At 66.6% G+C, this 20,920-nt stretch carries 19 protein-coding genes; 17 read left to right on the top strand and 2 right to left on the bottom strand.

Features of this window, described 5'->3' with window-relative positions:
• The first annotated feature begins 53 nt into the window (after positions 1-53).
• Genes QOD90_RS27370 through QOD90_RS27340 form a run of 7 tightly spaced genes read left to right on the top strand, consistent with a single transcriptional unit; the run spans position 54 to position 8,682 of the window.
• On the top strand, positions 54-392 hold the full coding sequence (locus tag QOD90_RS27370) for an L-rhamnose mutarotase (protein ID WP_526355005.1): 339 nt from the start codon (positions 54-56) through the stop codon (positions 390-392).
• A gap of 15 nt (positions 393-407) precedes the next feature.
• On the top strand, positions 408-1,745 hold the full coding sequence (locus tag QOD90_RS27365; RefSeq protein WP_526355004.1) for an MFS transporter: 1,338 nt from the start codon (positions 408-410) through the stop codon (positions 1,743-1,745).
• Complete coding sequence (rhaI, locus tag QOD90_RS27360; RefSeq protein WP_526355003.1) at positions 1,742-2,923, top strand: L-rhamnose isomerase; 1,182 nt, start codon at positions 1,742-1,744, stop codon at positions 2,921-2,923. The genes QOD90_RS27365 and rhaI overlap by 4 nt, the downstream gene beginning before the upstream one ends.
• Before the next feature lie 2 nt (positions 2,924-2,925).
• Entirely contained in the window at positions 2,926-4,962 is a 2,037-nt protein-coding gene (locus QOD90_RS27355) for a bifunctional aldolase/short-chain dehydrogenase (RefSeq protein ID WP_526355002.1), read from the top strand.
• Entirely contained in the window at positions 4,959-6,416 is a 1,458-nt protein-coding gene (locus QOD90_RS27350) for a rhamnulokinase (protein WP_526355001.1), read from the top strand. The genes QOD90_RS27355 and QOD90_RS27350 overlap by 4 nt, the downstream gene beginning before the upstream one ends.
• An 8-nt stretch (positions 6,417-6,424) precedes the next feature.
• Positions 6,425-7,675: an alpha-hydroxy acid oxidase gene (locus QOD90_RS27345; RefSeq protein WP_526355019.1), complete on the top strand. Its 1,251-nt coding sequence runs from the start codon at positions 6,425-6,427 to the stop codon at positions 7,673-7,675.
• Positions 7,676-7,680: 5 nt separating this feature from the next.
• Complete coding sequence (locus tag QOD90_RS27340) at positions 7,681-8,682, top strand: LacI family DNA-binding transcriptional regulator (RefSeq protein WP_526355000.1); 1,002 nt, start codon at positions 7,681-7,683, stop codon at positions 8,680-8,682.
• A gap of 44 nt (positions 8,683-8,726) precedes the next feature.
• On the opposite strand, the gene QOD90_RS27335 is transcribed toward QOD90_RS27340, so the two are convergent.
• Positions 8,727-9,461, bottom strand: a complete 735-nt coding sequence (locus tag QOD90_RS27335; protein WP_526354999.1) for an SDR family NAD(P)-dependent oxidoreductase — start codon at positions 9,459-9,461, stop codon at positions 8,727-8,729.
• 29 nt (positions 9,462-9,490) lie between these two features.
• Positions 9,491-10,411 carry a sugar-binding transcriptional regulator gene (locus QOD90_RS27330; protein ID WP_526355018.1) on the bottom strand — a complete coding sequence of 307 codons (921 nt, stop codon included), beginning with the start codon at positions 10,409-10,411 and terminating at the stop codon, positions 9,491-9,493.
• Positions 10,412-10,544: 133 nt separating this feature from the next.
• Here QOD90_RS27330 and QOD90_RS27325 point away from each other — a divergent pair, with 133 nt between their 5' ends.
• The 10 genes from QOD90_RS27325 to xypA form a co-directional block, all read left to right on the top strand.
• Positions 10,545-11,186: an SIS domain-containing protein gene (locus QOD90_RS27325; protein WP_526354997.1), complete on the top strand. Its 642-nt coding sequence runs from the start codon at positions 10,545-10,547 to the stop codon at positions 11,184-11,186.
• Positions 11,183-12,670 carry a xylulokinase gene (gene xylB / locus QOD90_RS27320; RefSeq protein WP_526354995.1) on the top strand — a complete coding sequence of 496 codons (1,488 nt, stop codon included), beginning with the start codon at positions 11,183-11,185 and terminating at the stop codon, positions 12,668-12,670. The genes QOD90_RS27325 and xylB overlap by 4 nt, the downstream gene beginning before the upstream one ends.
• Positions 12,667-13,308 carry a ribulose phosphate epimerase gene (locus tag QOD90_RS27315; RefSeq protein ID WP_526354993.1) on the top strand — a complete coding sequence of 214 codons (642 nt, stop codon included), beginning with the start codon at positions 12,667-12,669 and terminating at the stop codon, positions 13,306-13,308. Before xylB ends, QOD90_RS27315 begins: the two co-directional genes overlap by 4 nt.
• Complete coding sequence (locus tag QOD90_RS27310; RefSeq protein WP_526354991.1) at positions 13,305-14,321, top strand: NAD(P)-dependent alcohol dehydrogenase; 1,017 nt, start codon at positions 13,305-13,307, stop codon at positions 14,319-14,321. Before QOD90_RS27315 ends, QOD90_RS27310 begins: the two co-directional genes overlap by 4 nt.
• Before the next feature lie 32 nt (positions 14,322-14,353).
• Positions 14,354-15,121 (top strand): SDR family NAD(P)-dependent oxidoreductase, encoded by a 768-nt coding sequence (locus QOD90_RS27305; RefSeq protein ID WP_526354989.1) that lies wholly within the window; start codon positions 14,354-14,356, stop codon positions 15,119-15,121.
• Positions 15,115-16,173: a zinc-dependent alcohol dehydrogenase gene (locus QOD90_RS27300; protein ID WP_526354987.1), complete on the top strand. Its 1,059-nt coding sequence runs from the start codon at positions 15,115-15,117 to the stop codon at positions 16,171-16,173. The genes QOD90_RS27305 and QOD90_RS27300 overlap by 7 nt, the downstream gene beginning before the upstream one ends.
• Positions 16,170-17,714: a sugar ABC transporter ATP-binding protein gene (locus QOD90_RS27295; RefSeq protein WP_526354985.1), complete on the top strand. Its 1,545-nt coding sequence runs from the start codon at positions 16,170-16,172 to the stop codon at positions 17,712-17,714. The genes QOD90_RS27300 and QOD90_RS27295 overlap by 4 nt, the downstream gene beginning before the upstream one ends.
• Positions 17,715-17,776: 62 nt before the next feature.
• A complete protein-coding gene (locus tag QOD90_RS27290; RefSeq protein WP_526355017.1) occupies positions 17,777-18,748 on the top strand; it encodes an ABC transporter permease in 972 nt (323 codons plus the stop codon).
• Positions 18,749-18,804: 56 nt separating this feature from the next.
• The gene (locus QOD90_RS27285; RefSeq protein ID WP_526354983.1) at positions 18,805-19,854 is read left to right on the top strand and encodes a substrate-binding domain-containing protein; all 1,050 of its coding nucleotides are present in this window, start codon (positions 18,805-18,807) and stop codon (positions 19,852-19,854) included.
• 47 nt (positions 19,855-19,901) lie between these two features.
• Positions 19,902-20,920, top strand: a 1,019-nt coding sequence (gene xypA / locus QOD90_RS27280; protein WP_526354981.1) for a sugar ABC transporter xylitol/L-sorbitol-binding protein XypA, incomplete at its 3' end; no start/stop codon positions are given.

Raw genomic sequence — 20,920 nt, 5'->3', positions numbered from 1 at the left:
CTACAGTGAGCGCCACCACATATTGAAACGTTTCAATACGGAGGAGGGGCGAAATGTCCGAGGTCGCGGCCGATCGGGTGTGCTTCGTCCTTCGGCTCAAGCCCGACCGCGTCGAGGACTACGTCGCCGTCCACCAGAACGTGTGGCCCGAGATGCTCGGCGCCCTGAGCGATGCCGGGTGGCGCAACTACTCGCTCTTCGTCCGACCAGATGACGGCCTCGTCGTCGGCTACCTCGAGACCGACGACTTCGAGGCTGCGCAGTCGGCGATGGCCGCCACCGAGGTCAACGCTCGCTGGCAGGCCGGCATGGCCGACTTCTTCCAGCATCCCGCGGGAGTGCAGCCCGACCAGGCGATGAAGCCGCTCACCGAGTACTTCCACCTCGACTAGAACTGAAGGACGACCATGAAAATCGGAGCACGCACCACGACCGGTTGGCGGGCGACCATCGCGGTCGCCATGTCCAACTACATCGAGGCGGGATCGATCATCGCGATCGCCACCAGCCTGGCGTTCTGGCAGTCCGAGTTCGGGATCAGCAACTTCGCGGTCGGACTGCTTGCCGCGTTGAGTGCCAACGCATTCGGTGCCGCCATCGGCGCGATTCTCGGCGGACCGCTGTGCGACCGCTTCGGCCGCAAGGCCATCTACACCTATGACCTTCTGGTCTACATGGCGGGCGTTCTGCTCGCCGCCTTCGCGGTCAACTACACGATGTTGTTGGCCGCCTTCATCATCACCGGCATCGCCGTCGGCGCGGGCGTTCCCGCGTCGTGGACCTACATCGCCGAGCAGGCACCATCGGACGGCCGCGCCAAGCACGTCGGAACCGCCCAGCTCGCCTGGTCGATCGGTCCGCTGATCGGCTTCGGCCTCGCGGCCGCGCTGGCCCCGCTCGGGCTGCTCGGATCGCGGCTGATCTTCCTGCACCTGTTCGTGGTTGCCGCCGTGGTCTGGTGGGTTCGGCAGGGGCTGGCGGAATCGAAGATCTGGACCGAGGACAAGGAAGAAGCCAAGGTCGAGGCACGCGGCGCCGCAACGGCGATCGGGCTGCGCGGCCTGCGTGGCCTGTTCTCCCGCAGGGTCAACATCAGCGCCCTGCTGTTCCTCGGTGGCATCTACCTCTTCTGGAACACCGTCGCAGGCCAGGCCGGCATCTTCATGCCCCGCGTCTACGACACCGCCGGGCTGCACAGCCCCGTCGCGCAGAACATGCTGCAGGTCCTGGTCTGGGGTTGCACCGTGGCAGCGACCTACTTCGGCTTCATGCGCTACGGCGACCGGATGTCGCAGCGGCTGCTGTACGTGATCGGCGCCGCGCTGGGCATCGTCGGGTGGATCGTGCTGGTGGCGTTCACCGATGGCGGCGTGCCGACCATGCTGGCATTCGCCGTCCTCTGGGGTGTGTCTGCGGGTATCGGCGCGCAGGCGTTCTACAGCCTCTGGGCCAGCGAGCTGTTCGCCACTCCGTACCGCGCCAGCGCTCAGGGCGTGATGTTCTGTGTGGTGCGTAGCTTCACCGGTTTGTTGAGCTACTTCTTCCCGACGCTGCTGGCCGTCACCGGCCTGACCGGCGTCGGGCTGCTGCTGATCGGACTCCTGACGGTGGCGCTCGTCATCGGCGCCGTTTGGGCGCCGGAGACCCGGGGCAAGACGTTGCAGGAGATCGAAGTCGAACGATACGGACCGACGTGGGACGAGACCGTGAAGAGCCCGGCCGTGACGGAGGTGGCAGTCCGATGAACAACGTGCTCGACAACCTCGCCATCGAACTGCCGTCCTGGGCGTTCGGAAACTCGGGGACGCGGTTCAAGGTATTCGGCACGCCCGGAACGCCGCGCACCATCGAGGAGAAGATCGCCGACGCGGCGACGGTGCACCGGTTCACCGGCATGGCACCGTCGGTGGCGCTGCACATTCCGTGGGATCGGGTCGACGACTACGCCGCGCTCGGCGCCCACGCCGCCGACCACGGCGTGAAGCTAGGCACCATCAACTCCAATACCTTTCAGGACGACGACTACAAGTTCGGCAGCCTGACGCACACCGACAAGTCGGTGCGACAAAAGGCGATCGACCACCACCTGGCCTGCATCGAGATCATGAACCAGACGGGGTCCCGAGACCTCAAGATCTGGCTGGCCGACGGCACCAACTACCCCGGCCAGGGTGACATCCGCGGCAGGCAAGACCGGCTGGCCGAATCGTTGGCCACCATCTACCAGCACGTCGGTCCCACCCAGCGAATGGTGTTGGAGTACAAGTTCTTCGAGCCCGCGATGTACATGACCGACGTGCCGGACTGGGGTACGTCCTATGCGCAGGTCTCCGCCCTCGGTGAGCGCGCGAAGGTATGCCTCGACACCGGTCATCACGCACCGGGCACCAACATCGAGTTCATCGTCGCGCAACTGCTTCGCCTGCAGAAGCTGGGCTCGTTCGACTTCAACTCGCGCTTCTACGCCGACGACGACCTCATCGTCGGAGCCGCCGATCCGTTCCAGCTGTTCCGCATCATGTTCGAAGTGATTCGCGGCGGCGGCTTGGACGGTCCGGGCGAGCGAGGCGACGGGGAAGCAGGAGGAGCCTCCGACCTCGCGTTGATGCTCGATCAGTGCCACAACGTCGAGGCCAAGATTCCTGGGCAGATCCGCTCGGTGCTGAACGTGGCGGAGATGACGGCGCGCGCGCTGCTCGTCGACACCGAGGCACTTGCCACGGCCCAGGACACCGGCGACGTCCTGGGCGCCAACGAGATCTTCATGGACGCGTTCTACACCGACGTCAGGCCCGCGATGGCGCAGTGGCGCACCGACCGCGGCCTTCCTGCAAACCCGATGCGCGCCTTCGCGGAATCGGGCTACCAGGACACCGTCAACGTCGAACGCGTTGGCGGCACTCAATCTTCTTGGGGAGCATGAGAATGACCAACCGCACCGTCGAGGAATTGATCGCCAGGTCCAACCGGCTCGGCTCCGACCCGAAGAACACCAACTACGCAGGCGGGAACACCTCGGCAAAGGGTTCCGACGTCGATCCAGTCACCGGGGCACCGGTAGACCTGTTGTGGGTCAAGGGTTCCGGGGGAGACCTCGGCACCCTGGAGGAGGACGGGCTGGCCGTGCTGCGGCTGGACCGGATGCGGGCACTGGTCGACGTCTATCCCGGCCTCGAGCGCGAAGACGAGATGGTCGCGGCTTTCGACTACTGCCTGCACGGGCGTGGTGGAGCGGCGCCGTCGATCGACACCGCGATGCACGGCCTGGTCGATGCGGCACACGTCGACCACCTGCATCCAGACTCGGGGATCGCGCTGGCGACCGCCGCCGACGGTGAAGCGCTCACCAAGCAGATCTTTGGTGACCGCGTCGTGTGGATCCCATGGCGCAGACCGGGTTTCCAGCTCGGTCTCGACATCGCCGAGATCAAGAAGCGCAATCCCCAGGCGATCGGAACCATTCTCGGCGGCCACGGCATCACCGCGTGGGGTGACACGTCGGCCGAGGCCGAGGCGTACTCCCTGGAGATCATCGACACGGTGCAGCGCTACCTCGACGCCAACGGGCGACCGCAGCCCTTCGGTGCCCCGCTGAGCGGCTTCGGCGCACTGCCCGACGAGCAGCGTCGGACCAAGGCCGCCGAACTGGCCCCGTTCATCCGCGGGCTGGCATCGACCGACAAGGCCCAGGTGGGCCATTTCACCGACGACCCGCGGGTGCTCGACTTCCTCTCCAGCAGTGAACATCCCCGGCTTGCGGCGCTGGGCACCAGTTGCCCGGATCACTTCCTGCGCACCAAGGTCAAGCCGATGGTGCTCGACCTCCCTGCGGATGCCTCACTCGACGACTGCCGCACCCGGCTGACCGAACTGCACCAGGCTTACCGTGCGGACTACCAGGCGTACTACGACCGGCATGCCACTGCCGAAAGCCCCGCGCTGCGCGGTGCCGATCCGGCGATCGTGCTGATTCCCGGCGTCGGAATGTTCAGCTACGGCAAGGACAAGCAGACGGCCAGGGTGGCAGGCGAGTTCTACCTCAACGCCATCAACGTGATGCGTGGCGCCGAGGCGATCTCCACGTACGCCCCGATCGACGAGGCGGAGAAGTTCCGCATCGAATACTGGGCCCTCGAGGAAGCCAAGCTGGCCAGGATGCCCAAGCCCAAGCCGCTGGCCACGCGCATCGCCCTGGTCACCGGCGCGGCCTCGGGCATTGGCAAGGCCATCGCCGAACGCCTTGCCGCCGAGGGCGCCTGCGTCGTCATCGCCGACCTCGACGCCGAAAAGGCCGCGGCCGCAGCGGAAGCGATCGGCACGACCGACGTGGCGATCGGGATTTCGGCCGATGTCACCGACGAGACGGCCGTGCAGGCCGCCATCGACGCCTGCGTGCTTGCCTTCGGCGGCATCGACATCGTCGTCAACAACGCCGGCCTCTCGCTGTCCAAGTCACTGCTCGAGACGACGGCCGAGGACTGGGACCTGCAGCACAGCGTGATGGCCCGCGGTTCCTTCCTGGTGTCGAAGGCGGCGGCACGGGCGCTGATCGACCAGAAGCTCGGCGGCGACATCATCTACATCTCGTCGAAGAACTCGGTCTTCGCAGGCCCCAACAACATCGCTTACTCGGCGACCAAGGCCGACCAGGCGCATCAGGTGCGGCTGCTGGCCGCCGAACTGGGCGAGCACGGCATCAAGGTCAACGGCATCAACCCCGATGGCGTGGTCCGCGGCTCTGGCATCTTCGCCGGCGGCTGGGGCGCCAAGCGGGCCGCGGTGTACGGAGTGCCCGAGGAGGAGCTCGGCGCCTACTACGCGCAGCGCACCCTGCTGAAACGCGAAGTGCTGCCGGAGAACATCGCCAACGCCGCGTTCGCGCTGTGCACGTCGGACTTCTCGCACACCACGGGGCTGCACGTGCCGGTGGACGCCGGTGTCGCGGCAGCCTTTCTGCGATGAGCACCGGCCGGTTCGTTGCGGTCGACCTTGGCGCCACCAGCGGCCGGGTCATGCTGGCCGACGTCGGCCCCGGCACGCTGGAGATGCGCCAGCTGAACCGGTTCGTCAACGAGCCCGTCTACCTCTGGAACGGTCAGCGCACCGCAATGCACTGGGACCTGCCCGGGCTGTTCGCAGGAGTCTGCGCGGGGTTGGCCGAAGCGGGTCGTACGGCATCTGATCTGACGAGCGTTGGCGTGGACTCCTGGGCCGTCGACTACGGGCTGCTGCGCGGCGGGAAATTGCTTGGGCTGCCGTACAACTACCGCGACGCCCGCTGTGCGCTCGGCGCCGACACCGTGCACGCCACGCTGCCCCAGGATCAGGTCTACGCGCGCAACGGACTGCAGTTCCTGGCGTTCAACACGATGTTTCAGCTGGCCGCCGACAAGCTCGAAGGTCTACTCGACGTCGCAGACGCCGCACTTCTGGTGCCCGACCTGATCGGATACTGGCTGACCGGCCGCATGTCGACCGAGCGGACCAACGCGTCGACCACGGGCTTGCTCGGCATCGACGGGCAGTGGGACGCCGAACTCGAGTCGATGCTTGGGCTGCCCAGTGGCTTGTTCCCCGAACTCGCCGAGCCGGGCACCGAGCTCGGTACCGTGCTTCCCGATCTTGCCGACCGGGTCGGGCTCACCGCCGGACTGCGCGTCACCACCGTCGCGTCGCACGACACCGCCTCGGCGGTCGTCGCCATTCCGATGAACTCGGGCGCGGCGGCCTACATCTCGTGCGGCACGTGGGCGTTGGTGGGTGTCGAACTCGGCGCACCGGTGGTGACCGCAGCGGCCCGCAACGCCAACTTCACCAACGAAGTGGGCGCCGACGGACGAATTCGCTTTCTGCGCAACGTGATGGGGCTCTGGCTGCTCAGCGAGTCAGTGCGGCACTGGGAACGTGACGGGTCCCGCATCGATCTACCCCAGCTGTTGGAGCAGGCCGCGGCGTGCCCGGCGCCTGCCGAGGTCTTCGACGGAGACGATCCCCGCTTCGTCGAGCCCGGCGACATGCCGGCGCGCATTCTCTCCTGGTACGCCGAGCGAGACCTGCCCGCGCCTGCGAGTCGGCCCGAGATGGCCCGTGCCATCGTGGAGAGCCTCGCCGCCGGCTTCGCCCGCGGCGTCGAGCAGTCCGCTGCCCTCACCGGAGTTCCGGTAGAGACGGTTCACCTGGTCGGCGGCGGCGCCAAGAATCGCCTGCTCTGTCAGTTGGTCGCCGACCGGGTCGGCAGGCCGGTGGTCGCAGGTCCCGTTGAGGCAACCGCAATCGGCAACGTTCTGGTCCAAGCGCGCGCACACGGCCTGTTACACGGCGATCTCGATGACCTTCGTGGCACCATGGCCACCACGTTGGCAGGGATGCGTTTCGAGCCGCAACGGGCTCATGCCGGAAGGGTTCTACGTTCATGAGTAAGAAGATGAAGCGACGATTGCCGAGCAGGCACGACCTCGCGCCGCTCATGCAGTTCAAGAAGCCGGAGTTCGACGCTACCAAGCGCAGGCTGGACAAGGCGCTGACGATCGAAGATCTGCGCCGCATCGCCAAGCGCCGAACCCCGCGGGCGGCGTTCGACTACACCGACGGCTCCGCGGAGGCCGAACTGTCCATCGCTCGCGCGAGGCAGGCGTTCTCCGACATCGAGTTCCATCCGGCCATCCTTCGCGACGTGTCGAAGGTCAGCACCAGCTGGGACGTCCTCGGTGCGCCGGTGGCCATGCCGTTCGGCATCGCGCCCACCGGATTCACACGCATGATGCATACCGAGGGCGAGATCGCCGGTGCGCACGCCGCGGGGCGGGCGGGCATCCCGTTCTCGCTGTCGACGATGGGCACCACGGCGATCGAGGATGTCAAGGCGGCGAACCCGCTCGGCCGCAACTGGTTTCAGCTGTACATGTGGAAGGACCGGGACCGTTCGATGGCGCTCGTCGAGCGCGCGGTGGCCGCCGGCTACGACACCCTTCTGGTCACCGTCGACGTGCCCGTCGCGGGTGCCCGGCTGCGCGACAAGCGCAACGGCATGTCCATCCCGCCCGCTCTGACGATGCGCACCATCGCGAACGCGCTACCGCGCCCGCAGTGGTGGATCGACTTCCTGACCACCGAACCGCTGGCGTTCGCATCGCTCGACCGTTGGTCTGGCACCGTGGCCGAATTGCTGGACACGATGTTCGATCCCACGGTCACCTTCGAGGATCTGGCCTGGATCAAGTCGCAGTGGCCAGGCAAGTTCGTGGTCAAGGGCGTTCAGACCGTCTCCGACGCACGCGCGGTGACCGACCTGGGGGTCGACGGCATCCTGCTGTCCAATCACGGTGGGCGTCAACTGGATCGGGCGCCAATTCCGTTCCACCTGTTGCCCGCGGTGGTCGCAGAGGTGGGCAAGGACGTCGAGGTCCACCTCGACACCGGGATCATGTCCGGCGCCGACGTGGTGGCCGCGGTCGCCATGGGCGCGAGGTTCACGTTGATCGGCCGCGCCTACCTGTACGGGTTGATGGCAGGCGGAGAGGCCGGCGTCAACCGCGCCATCGAGATCCTCTCGGGCCAGGTCGAACGCACGATGCGGCTGCTCGGCGTGACGTGCCTCGAAGAGCTCACACCCGATCACGTCACCCAGCTGATGCGGTTGGCCCCGCGCCCGCTGACGGGCAAGGCGGGGGACTAGTCCGAGTGGCCGCCGGGATCCGCGATGTCGCCGCTGCAGCGTCGGTGTCCGTTGGCACGGTGTCCAATGTGCTCAACGCCCCGGAGCGGGTCGCGCCCGCTACCGTCGCGCGGGTGCACGCGGCGATCGAGAAGTTGGGCTTCGTCCGCAACGACGCGGCCCGTCAACTGCGGGCGGGCCAGTCCCGCTGTGTCGGGCTGCTCGTCCTCGACGTCGGTAACCCGTTCTTCACCGACGTCGCCCGATCCGCCGAACGGCGTGCGGCACAAAGCAATCTGGTCGTGCTGCTGGGTACCTCCGACGACGATTCCCGTCGCGAACGTGCCTATCTGGAGACCTTCGAAGAGCAGCGCGTCTTTGGGCTTCTGATCTCACCGGTCGGCGAGGACCTCGAGCGTCTGCGCGCCCTTCAAGGCCGCGGCGTTCCCGTAGTGCTGGTCGACCGCGACGGAGCCGACACTCCATTTGCCTCGGTGGCGGTCGACGACGTCGCCGGCGGCAAGTTGGCGGCGAGACACCTGTGCGAGCAGGGGCGCACCCGCATCGCCTACGTCGGCGGACCGCCCGGCCTGCGACAGGTCGCCGACCGTCTGGCTGGAGCCACGGCTGCTGTCGACGAATACCCGGGCACCACACTGGAAGTGGTCCCCACCGACGAGGCAAGCGTGCTGGCCGGGCGGGCAGCGGGCGAACGGTTGTGCGCCCTGGCCGCGGGCCGCAGACCCGACGCGGTGTTCTGCGCCAACGACCTTCTGGCGATCGGGATGTTGCAAGCGTTGACCGGTAGCGGGGTGCGCGTCCCCGACGACATCGCGCTGATTGGTTACGACGACATCGACTTCGCCCGTTCGGCGACGGTTCCGCTGTCATCGGTGCGCCAGCCGAGCGCGGACATCGGAAGGACGGCCATGGACCTTCTCCTGGCCGCGACGGAGTCGCCGGAGGCCGAGCCGAGGCACGTGATGTTCCGTCCGGAGCTGGTGGTCCGCGCCTCGACTGTCGTTTGACGCGGCCCGCATCCTCCGTCGTTTGACGCGGCCCGCATCCTCCGCTACTTGATCGTGTAGCCGCCGTCGATCAGCAGGTCGGCCCCGTTGATCATGGCGGAAGCTCCCGAGGCGAGAAATATTGCGGCCGCAGCAATCTCGTTTGGATAGGCGAACCGCCCGGTGGGGATCAACTTCTTGAGCGCATCCCCCTTGGGGTTGTCCCACGCCTTGATTCCAAGATCAGTGAGCACCACCGTGGGGGAGATGCTATTGACACGCACGCCGCGGCCGGCCCATTCGGTGGCGAGGACCTTGGTGATACCGACGACACCGAACTTCGATGCGCAGTAGGCGACGTGTTCGTCGATCGCCACGCTGGCCGCCTGCGAGGCCATGTTGATGATGACACCGCTGCCCGCGGCCAGCATGTGCTTGCCGACGGTCTGGCACATCAGGAATGTGCCCGTGAGGTTGACGGCAATGGTGGCGTTCCAGTGGGAGAGTGAAATTGCCTCCGCAGGAGCAAGTCTCGCGATTCCGGCGCTGTTGACGAGGACGTCGATCTTGCCGAAGTCCTTGACGACGGCCGACACCGTCGACTCGACGGATTCGGGATCCGACACGTCACACGGGTAGCCTCCGTCCGCCGCGAGATCGGCGACCGCAACGGTGGCGCCCTTCGACGCGAAGGCCGCCGCGATGGCCGCCCCGATTCCGGACGCACCACCGGTCACCAGGGCTACCAGCCCGTCCAGCCGAAAGTCGAAATCTACTTCTGCCTGGGTTGTTTCGGGCATATCCAGCTCTCCTTGGAATCGGATTCGGTTCAATCGAGGACGGCGGTGGCGATGTCGACGTCGGTGACGAGCGAGGACACCAGGCCGGACTTGAGAACGGCCTTGGTGGCCACCGCCTTCTCCTTGCCCGCCGCAATGGCGATCCTGGTGGGGATTGCCCGCAGCACCGGTTCGTCGATGCCCATCCGGCGCCCGTCGAGGCCGGGGACCCGCTTGCCGTCGACGTCAAGCAGCAGTGCGCAGGTTTCGGCGCACACCCCTGCCTCGCCGAGAGCGGTCGTCTCGGCCGCGGTCAACGACTCGAAGACCTGGGATGCGCCCGCTGCCCAGGCTCCGACCGAGACGATCGCGCAGCTGACCGACGATTGGCGGTCGATCGCCTCGCGGATCTGCAGGTTGTCGCCGAGGCTCTGCGCGGTGCGCGCATCGGTGACGACCAGCGGGGCGTACAGCGGCCACGATTCACCGCCACTCACTTCACTGATCCGCCGGACCAGATCAGTGCCGTTGGCGGTGATGGGACCCGCCATACCCGTGAGTTGTACGACGTCGCAACGGGGTAACGCCGTCAGATACGGCGCGATGTGCGTCAGGGTGCGGCCGCAGTCGACGCCGACGACGTCTCCATCGCGCAGAATCGACTGCAGGAGTTCGGCCATCGCCCTGGCGACGGCGTCGACGTGATCGGCGGCGTTGTTCGAGTCCGCGGCAACCGCATAGGCGTGCTCGAGTCCGAATTGGCGCTGGAGTGCCGTCGACAGGTCGACGTCGATGGCGCCGGGGTTGTGGATCTTGATCTCGACCATCCCGGATTCGATCGCCTCGTCGAGCATTCTGGCGACCTTGAATCGGGACAGCCCAAACTCCTCGGCGATCTGGATTCGGGTGCGACCCTCCAGGTAGTAGCGACGGGCGATGACCGCTCGTTGGAACAACTCATCGGGCCCCATGGGTCGCCTTCCGGTGAATCGTGAGCCGCTGGGCTCGCCCGCCTCTGCACATATGTGCAGCGGCATTGACATGTGAGCATACGCATTGCATGATCCACATCACAAAGGAACACATGAGTATCGGGGTTAACAGATGAGCGATGACGACACCGGCCTGTCAGAACTGGCCGGCGCCGTGTTGTCGCGTGAGTCGGCAGCCCTCTCCGCGCTGGTGGGCGCGGTCGAGTCGAGCGTCGTTACCGTCGCCCGACAGATGATCGACGTCCCAGGCAAGGTCGTCACGACCGGTTCCGGCACCTCGGGGATCATGGCCGAACGCCTGGCCCACCTCCTGTCGGTATGCGGTACCCCCGCGGTCTATCTGCCGTCGATGGACGCCTTGCACGGCGGAATGGGCGCGATCACCATCTCGGATTTGGTCATTGCGATCTCCAAGACCGGTCAGAGCCACGAGCTCACCAACCTCGTCGAGCGACTGGGATTTCGCGGCATCCACGTCGTTGCCGTCACCGAGAGTCCCGACTCCCCGTTCGCGGTCGCCGCAGGCAGCGTCGCGGCGCTGCCTCCGACGCCTGCCGGCGCCGATCCCGGCGACATGATCGCGATGGCAAGCACCCTCGCGGTCGGCGCCTGGAGTGACGCGGTGGCCGTGGTGACCATGTCGATGCGCGGCCACACGGTCGGTGACGTCATCGACAGTCATCCCGCGGGCGGCGTCGGCGTTCGTGGCCACCGTCCCGGCGATGAATCGGCACCGGTGGTGCGCGGCGCATGACGACTTCAGCGGTGATGGGCGTCGACTCGTCGACGCAGTCGTGCAAGGTCGAGATTCGCGACCTCAACACCGGGCGGATCCTCGGTTCTGGCGCGGCACCACATCCGCCCGCATTTCCGCCGTGCAGTGAACAACACCCGAAGGACTGGGTCAGCGCCCTCGTCGCGGCGGCGACACGAGCCATGTCGACGTGCGTCCAGCGGCTCGAGATTCGCGCGATCTCCGTCGCCGCACAATGCCACGGGTTGGTCCTGCTCGACGCACACGGCGAGGTACTGCGCGAGGCCAAGCTCTGGAACGACACGACCGGTGCGCCCAACCTTGCCCGCCTCGTCGAGCGCATCGGCGCCCGTCGCTGGGTGATGCGAATCGGCACCCTGCCGACGGCCGCGTTCACCATCGCCAAGCTCGCTTGGGTCGCCGAGCACGAACCCGGCCTGCTCGACCGGGTGGCGACCGTGCTCCTGCCGCACGACTACCTGACCTACTGGCTCACCGGCGAGAAGGTGACCGACCGGTCCGACGCGTCAGGCACCGGGTACTTCGACGCCGTTGAAGGACAATGGATTCCGTCCTATCTCGAGCTCGCGGCGGGGGACCGGGATTGGGGCGCCAAGCTGCCGACCGTCCTCGGGCCCGCCGCGGCAGCGGGCATGGTTCGGGCCACCGCGGCAACCCAACTCGGCATCGGCGACGACGTCCTGGTCGGTGCGGGCGGCGGCGATCAGCATGCCGCGTACCTCGGCCTTGGCCTGACCGACGGCGACCAGTACTTCAGCATCGGCACCTCGGGCGTGGTGGCGACGTCATCTCGGGGTCCCGTGTTCGACACGACGGGCGCGGTCGACGGCGTCGCCGACATGACCGGCGGGTACCTACCATTGATGAGCACGTTGAACGCCGCACGGGTCGTCGACAGGGCCGCCGTTCTGTTGGGCACCGACCTGAACGGAATTTCCGAGCTGGCGCTGGCGGCGGGGCCCACCCAGGGCCCGGTGCTGGTGCCATTCCTCGACGGAGAACGCACGCCGGACCGGCCCGACGCACGCGGCGCCTTCGCCGACATCACCTCGCAAACCACCCGCGAGGAACTTGCCCGCGCGTTCGTCGAAGGCCCCCTGCTGTCGCTGCTGTCCGGCCGCGACAGCCTCATCGCGTGCGGCGTCGACATCGGCGGGGCCGCAACGGCCGTCGGTGGCGGGACTCGTTCGCCAGCAACGCTGCAACTACTGGCCGACCTGCTCGACGACGAGGTCACGCTGCCCGACGTCGACGAGGCGACCGCACGCGGCGCATGCATCCAGGCCGCCGCCGTGGCCTCGCGCACCGACCGTGCCGGACTCGTCGACCTCGCCAAGCGGTGGCAGCCAGATGCCCGGGCGCGCGTCCAGCCGCGCGCACACGGCAGGAATCTCGACGCGGTGCGCACTCGCTGGGCGACGCTGGCGGCATCGCCAATCCTCGACGGCGGAGGCACGCGATGACCGAACTGGCGTCGTGGCACCGTGACTTTCCCGGCCTCCTGGCCGGGTCCGTGTACGCCGCGACCGACTCCCGCGTCGCCGCCGCACAGGCGCTGGCCGACGTCGGACTCGACGTCCACGTCGACGTGATGGCCGTATCGGAGGGTCTACCCGCCGGTGTGAGTCTGGCTGAACTGCAGATGATCTCGAGCGCCGTCGATCGCGAGAGGGTCGCCGTCCACCTGATCGGCTCTGGTGAGTTCGTCGACGCCGTATTGCCGAAGATCCTGGCGCTGCGCCCCGGCGTGGTGTTCCTGCCATGGCAGGCGTTCACGCTTGCGCGTGCCCAGGCGATCCGCGCAACGGGCGGCTCGGCGTGGATCGCCGCGTGGCGGGAATGGGATGGCCTCGGCGATCCGCCATGGCCCGCCGATCCCGACGGCGTCCTGGTGATGCTGATCGAACCTGGCACGCGGGACCGGTGCCGACTGGATCGGCTCGGTCTCGTCACCGCCTGCACCACCAGGTTTCCCGAACTACCCGTGGCCGTCGACGGCGGCGTCACCGAACAAATTGCGCCGTTGTGCGCCGCCGCCGGGGTCCAGCAGATGGTCGTCGGCCGCGCCCTACTGACCCCCGAACGAATGGAAGCGATATGAGCACGATGCGCGCGAGCGTGATGACCGGAGTCGGCACACTGCAGATCGAGGATCGACCAGTCCCGACGCCGGGACCCCACGAGGTCCTCGTCGAGGTCGCCGCCGTCGGGGTCTGCGGATCCGACGTGCACTACTACCGCCACGGACGGATCGGCGACTTCGTCGTCGAGCAGCCGATGATCCTCGGGCACGAGCTGTCGGGTCGCATCGCGGCCGTCGGAGACCAAGTCGACCCGACCCGCGTCGGCCAGCGGGTCGCCGTCGAACCACAACACCCGTGCAGGCGGTGCAAGCAGTGCACCGCAGGGCGCTACAACCTGTGCCCGTACATGGAGTTCTACGCCACCCCACCGATCGACGGCGCGTTCTGCCGCTACGTCACCATCGATGCCGAATTCGCCCATCCGGTACCCGATTCCATGTCCGACGAAGCGGCCGCACTGCTCGAGCCGCTCTCCGTGGCCGTCACCACGATGCGTAAGGCCAAGGTAGCGCCGGGCACCTCGATCCTGATCGCAGGCGCCGGTCCCATCGGCGTTATGTGCGTGCAGGTCGCACGGGCGTTCGGTGCTGCCCGCATCATCGTGTCGGATCTTCAGGAGTCTCGCCGCGAGGCAGCGCGGCGCTTCGGCGCCACCGAGGTGATCGATCCGATGGTCGACGACGTCGCCGCCCTCGATCCCCAGGTGGACGCCTTCGTCGACGCCAGTGGCGCGGCGCCTGCGGTGGTCAGCGGAATCAAGGCGGTGGGTCCGGCTGGGCACGTCGTCCTCGTCGGCATGGGCTCCGGCGACTTCGCCTTGCCCATCGGCTACATCCAGAACATGGAGATCAACGTGACCGGGGTGTTCCGCTATACGGATACCTGGCCTGCGGCAATACATCTGGTCACATCGGGAGCCGTCGACCTCGATGGCATGGTGACCGGTCGTTACGACCTCGAACACGTCGGCGAGGCACTCGACAGCGACACCGACCCGGCAAGCCTGAAGTCGATCGTCGTCCCGAAATGACGGATCGTCCCGCAATGAAGGAGAGCACAGTCATGAGCACGCGTTCACCGTTCGACCTGACCGGTCGCACCGCCTTGGTGACGGGCGGAAATCAGGGTCTCGGCCGGGCGTTCGCATTCGGTCTCGCCGAAGCCGGTGCCACAGTGGCGATCTCGGGTCGCAGCGCCGAGCGCAATGAGAAGGTCGTCGCGGAGGCGGCAGGCGCCGGACACACGATGCATCCGATCACCGCCGACATCACCAGCCAGGCCGACGTAGAGCGGATGACGGCCGAGGCCATCGAGGCACTCGGGCACGTCGACATCCTGGTGAACAACGCGGGTACCTGCCATCACGCCGACTCCTGGGACGTCACCGAGGAGCAATGGGACGACGTGTTCGACCTGAACGTCAAGGCCCTGTGGGCCTGCTCGCTTGCGGTCGGTGCCCACATGCGCGAGCGCGGCTCTGGCTCGGTGGTCAACATCGGGTCGATGTCAGGTCTCATCGTGAACCGGCCGCAGATGCAGCCCGCGTACAACGCGTCCAAGGCCGCGGTCCATCACCTGACCAAATCGCTTGCCGCCGAATGGGGCCCACTGGGTATCCGCGTCAACGCGGTGGCGCCGGGCTACTGCAAGACCGAGATGGCACCGGTGGACCGCCCCGACCTCAAGCGCTACTGGATCGACGACGCGCCGCAGCAGCGGTACGCGATGCCGGAGGAGATCGCCCCCAGCGTGGTCTTCCTGGCCAGTGACGCCGCCTCGTTCATCACCGGGTCCGTCCTCGTTGCCGACGGGGGCTACACCGCATGGTGAACGTCGCCGAGACGGGCACCAACCGCCGGGTCGTCGTCAACTCCATCGACGACGTCGTCTTCGAGACCGTGCCGGAGGCCGACCCCGCGGCCGGAGAGGTGCGCGTCCGCAGCACGGTCGTCGGCATCTGTGGTTCGGATCTGCACGCGGCGTGCGGAAGCCACCCGTTCATCGATCTGCCCTACCGGCCGGGACACGAGGTGATCGGCGTCGTCGATGCGGTGGGTGCCGACGTCGACGACTCCTGGTTGGGTACCCGCGTGGTCGTCGAGCCCAATCTCGCCTGCGGTCACTGCACCCAGTGCGCGGCGGGTCGCTACAACATCTGCCGCGAACTCCTGGTGCTCGGGTGCCAGACACCCGGCGGGCTCGCCGACAGTTTCACGGTCGGCGCCGATCGGCTCGTCGCGCTCAACGCCGAACTCGACGACGACCACGCCATCCTGATCGAACCGTTGGCAACTCCCGTCCACGCCGTCCGCCGAGCAGCGCAGGCCGTTGGCGATCTGCGTGGCCGGCCCGTCGTGGTTATCGGCGCGGGCCCCATCGGGCTGTTCGTACTGGTCGCGGCCCGCAACGCGGGTGCCAAGGTCGTCGTCGCCGACCTGCTGCCCTCCAAACGTGAGCGGGCCGAACGTCTCGGCGCCGCAGGCAGTTTCGACCCGACCGCACCGGATGCCGTCGAGGCTGCGCTGGCTCTTCTCGGCGGTCCCGCCGCGGTGGTCATCGACTGCGTGGCTAGGGAGAGTTCGGTGGCCCAGGCCGTCGACCTGGTCGACAAGGGCGGCGCCATCATGATCGTTGGCGTCGCCGCGGGTGCGGTGCCGGTGCGACTCGACCTCATCCAGGATCGCGAGTTGGCCCTGATCGGCAACCTGATGTACGTCCGCGAGGACTACACCGCGGCGATCGACCTGCTGGCCTCCGGGGTCGTTCCAATCGACGAGATCATCACCGCCCGATTCGGATTCGAACAGTCCGCACAGGCGTTCACGGCGTCGGCGGACCCCGAGAACGTCAAGGTCGTCGTGACGGTCGGGAGTCCGTCATGAGCTCAGCCATCCTCGAATGTGCGGACATCACCAAGAGTTTCGGCGGCGTCCCGGTGCTCAAGGGCATCACGCTCAACCTCGAACCCGGCTCGGTCACGGCCCTTGCTGGCGAGAACGGTGCTGGCAAGTCGACGCTGATGAAGATCGTCAGCGGCCAATACAGCGCCGATGCCGGATCGGTGACGGTGTCGGGCACCCAGCTGACCCCTGGCAATCCGCGCGACGCCGTCAGGCACGGCGTGGCGATCGTGCCGCAGGAGTTGGCGTCGATCGAGGACATGACGGTCTACGAGAACCTCTTCGTGGGCCGGGAGATCAAAATCGGGCCGTTCCTCAACCGACGGGCGATGATCGGCGAGGCGAAGGAGGCCCTGGCCGTCTTCGGAGTGGACATCTCGCCGACCGCCCGGATGGGCAGCCTGCCCGTCGGCCTCCGGCAGATCGTGGAGATCGTCAAGGCCGCCCGCACCGGCGCGCAGGTCGTGATGCTCGACGAGCCCACCTCGGCCATTTCCGAACGCGAGGTCGAAGGCCTCTACGGGATCGTCCGCCGACTGCGCGACCACGGCGTCGCGATGGTGTACACCACGCACAAGATGGCCGAGATCCGCGCCATCGCCGATCGGGTGGTGGTGCTCCGCGACGGTGGACTGATCCTCGACGAGCCGCTCATCGCGGTCACCGACGACGACATCGTCACCGCGATGATCGGCCGCGAACTGGACGCGTTGTTTCCCGAACGCGTCCGGCCGAAATCCGAACCCGTGCTCGAAGTCCGCGACTTGCAGGTCGACGGCGCTTCCGAGCCGGTCTCGTTCTCGGTCAGCTCCGGCGAGATCGTCGGCCTCGCCGGCCTGGTCGGTGCTGGGCGAACCGAACTGCTGGAGGCCATCTTCGGCGCACGGCACACCAGTTCCGGTGAGATCGTGGTGCGCGGCCGACGCATCAAGCGCAACGCACCTGCGGCGGCGATCACCGAGGGCATGGCGATGGTGCCAGAGGATCGCAAGATCTCCGGGGTCGTGCTGTCGATGAGCGTGCTCGACAACGGATCGCTCCCGCGGTTGTCGTCGTTCAGCGTCGCCGGTTGGCTCAAGGGCAAGGCGCGCACCAAGGCCGTCTCCGACGTGATGAAGTCGGTCCGACTGCGCAGCAGCGGGATGGGCCAACTGGTCGGCACGCTGTCCGGCGGAAACCAGCAGAAGGTGGTGCTGGCCCGCTGGCTGACTGGCGAGGTCAACGTCCTGCTGCTCGACGAGCCCACCCGCGGCGTCGACGTCGGCGCCCGCAGCGAGATCTACCGCATCATCACCGAATTCGCCGAGGCAGGCATGGCCGTGGTGATGGCATCGTCGGACATGCCCGAGATCATCGGGCTGTCACATCGCGCGTTCGTCATGCGTGAAGGCGCGTTCGTCGGCGAACTCGACCGCGACGCCCTCGACCATCCGGCGGTACAGGAATCCGTGTTCCGGATGGCCACCGCACTCGACGGACCGAAACACCTACCGAACCCTGATTCACCGGAGGCAACATCGTGACCACCCCAGTCGACACCCAAGAGACGCCGGAGTCATCCGGCACCCCGGTCGTCACGTCACCGATGACCGGGGAACCCGTCAAGTTGTTCTCCCGCGAGTGGATCAGCGGTATCGCGCTGCGCTACTCGATGGTCATCATCATGCTGCTGGTCATCGCGTACTTCAGCTACCGCAGTGCACGATTCGGCACCGTCGACAACCTGGTGACCATCCTGGTGGCAGCCGCTCCGTTCGCGCTGATCGCCCTCGGGCAGACCCTGGTGGTTCTCACCGGCGGCATCGACCTGTCGGTGGGCTCGGTGATCGCGGTGTCGGCCATGGCGGGTGCGGCGACGGCCAAGGCCAACCCCGGCCAGGTCTGGATGACCGTCGGCGTGGCGATGGTCGTCGGATTGGCGGTCGGCTCCCTCAACGGAATCATGGTGTCGCGAATAAACGTGCCGCCCTTCATCGCGACGCTTGGCACGTTGACGGCGGGCTCGGGCCTTGCCTACGTCATCGGCGGCGGCGCACCGATCAACGGGCTGCCCGCGGAGTTCGGCTCGATCGCCAACACGAAGATCTTCGGCCTGACGATTCCCGTCCTCGTCATGATTCTCGGGATCATCGTGCTGGCGATCGTGATGAAACGAACCACCTACGGCATGCGCGTGTACGCCGTCGGCGGCAACCGCAATGCCGCCGAGATCGCCGGCATCAACGCCAAGAACGTGTTGTTCAGCGTCTACGCACTCTCGGGCCTGCTGGCAGGCATCTCGGGGGTCATGCTCGCCTCGCGCGTCATCTCTGGTCCGCCGAACCTGGGCCAGGGCTACGAACTCGATGCCATCGCCGCAGTCGTGATCGGTGGCGCCAGCCTGATGGGTGGCCGCGGCACCATCTGGGGAACGGTGTTGGGCCTCTTCATCATCCAGACGCTCAACAACGGGTTGGACATCCTCGTCGTGCCCGCCTACTGGCAGGACGTGATCAAGGGCGTGCTGATCGTGGCTGCGGTGGCAGTCGACGTCTGGTCGAGCCGAAGACGAACCTGATGCGCTACTGGGAACCACTTTGTCCAACGATCAAACCAATGAGAGTGAGAAATCAGATGAGACTGACGACGAAGTTCGTCGCCATCGCCTCGGCGGGGCTGCTGGGATTGGGCGTAACCGCTTGCGGTGCGGGCGATACCGAGACCAACAACGGCAAGACCCGGATCGGCGTCACGGTCTACGACATGAGCTCGTTCATCACCGCTGGCAAGGAGGGCATGGATCAGTACGCGAAGGACAACAACATCGAACTGCTGTGGAACTCCGCAGGCGGTGACGTCTCCACCCAGGCCAGCCAGGTCGACTCGCTGATCAATCAGGGCGTCGACGGCATCATCATCGTTCCAATCCAAGCGGATTCGCTGGGTCCCCAGGTCCAGACCGCCAAGTCCAAGGGCATCCCACTGGTCGCGGTCAATGCCGCCCTGAACAACAAGGACGTCGCGGGCAACGTGCAGCCCGACGACGTGGCTGCGGGCGCCCAGGAGATGCAGATGATGGCCGATCATCTTGGTGGCAAGGGCAATATCGTCATTCTGCAGGGCCCGCTCGGGCAGTCCGGTGAGATCGATCGGACCAAGGGCATCGAACAAGTCCTTGCCAAGTATCCCGACATCAAGGTGCTCGCCAAGGACACGGCCAACTGGAAGCGCGACGAAGCCGTCAACAAGGTGAAGAACTGGATCTCCGGCTTCGGACCGCAGATCAACGCGGTCGTCTCGGAGAACGACGACATGGGACTCGGTGCCCTTCAGGCGCTGAAGGAGGCCGGTCGCACCGACGTGCCGATCGTCGGCATCGATGGCATCGAGGACGGCCTGAACGCCGTCAAGAGCGGCGAATTCATCGGCACCTCACTGCAGAACGGCACCGTCGAGCTGTCGGCTGGACTCGCCGTCACCAACGCACTGATCAAGAAGGAACAGGTCAACACCGAACCGGTCTACCTGATGCCCGCGATCACCAAGGACAACGTCGACGTGGCGTACCAGCACGTGGTGAGCGAACGTGCGCAGTTCTTGGCGGGCCTCAGTGCGCTGACCGCCCAGAACCTCAAGTCCGGCGACATCGCCTACGAGGGCATCCCGGGCCAGAAGAAATCGTAAACACCCACCCCGCAACGCATTCGACGACAAGAGAAAGAAACCATCAGATGAGACTGACCACGAAGTTTGGCGTCATCGCCTCGGCGGGGCTGCTGGGACTCGGCATGACTGCCTGCGGCGCGGGCGATACGTCGAGCAACAACGGCGCGACGAAGATCGGTGTCACGGTGTACGACATGAGCTCGTTCATCACCGCGGGCAAGGAGGGCATGGACACCTATGCCAAGGCGAACAACATCGAACTGGTGTGGAACTCGGCCAACAACGACGTGTCCACCCAGGCCAGTCAGGTCGACTCGCTGATCAACCAGGGCGTCGCTGCCATCATCGTCGTTCCCGTGCAGGCGGATTCGCTCGCACCGCAGATCGCATCGGCCAAGTCCAAGGGCATCCCGCTGCTGGCCGTCAACGCCGCGCTGGACAGCCCCGACCTCGCGGGCAACGTACAGCCCGACGACGTGGCTGCGGGCGCGCAGGAAATGCAGATGATGGCCGACAAGCTCGGCGGCAAGGGCAACATCGTCATCCTGCAGGGTCCGCTCGGCGGCTCCGGTGAGATCAACCGCGGCAAGGGCATCGATCAGGTGCTCGCCAAATACCCCGACATCAAGGTGCTCGCCAAGGACACGGCCAACTGGAAGCGCGACGAAGCCGTCAACAAGACGAAGAACTGGATCTCAAGCTTCGGACCGCAGATCAACGGGGTCGTCGCGCAGAACGACGACATGGGCCTCGGCGCCCTGCAGGCGCTCAAGGAGGCAAACCGCACGGACGTGCCGATCGTCGGCATCGACGGCATCGAGGACGGCCTCAACGCCGTCAAGAGCGGCGAATTCATCGGCACCTCACTGCAGAACGGCACCGTCGAACTATCGGCCGGACTCGCGGTCGCCAACGCACTGGTGAAGAAGGACGACGTCAAGAAGGATCCGATCTACGTGATGCCCGCCATCACGAAGGACAACGTCGACGTCGCGATCCAGCACGTCGTCACCGAGCGTCAGAAGTTCCTCGACGGCCTTGGTGAGCTCACCGCCCAAAACCTCAAGACCGGCGACATCGCCTA

Source organism: Mycobacterium sp., from assembly GCF_032161845.1.
In the GTDB taxonomy this organism is placed as follows: domain Bacteria; phylum Actinomycetota; class Actinomycetes; order Mycobacteriales; family Mycobacteriaceae; genus Mycobacterium.
The sequence above is the reverse complement of the archived record's forward strand: the minus strand, read 5'-3'. Positions and strand labels throughout refer to the sequence as shown.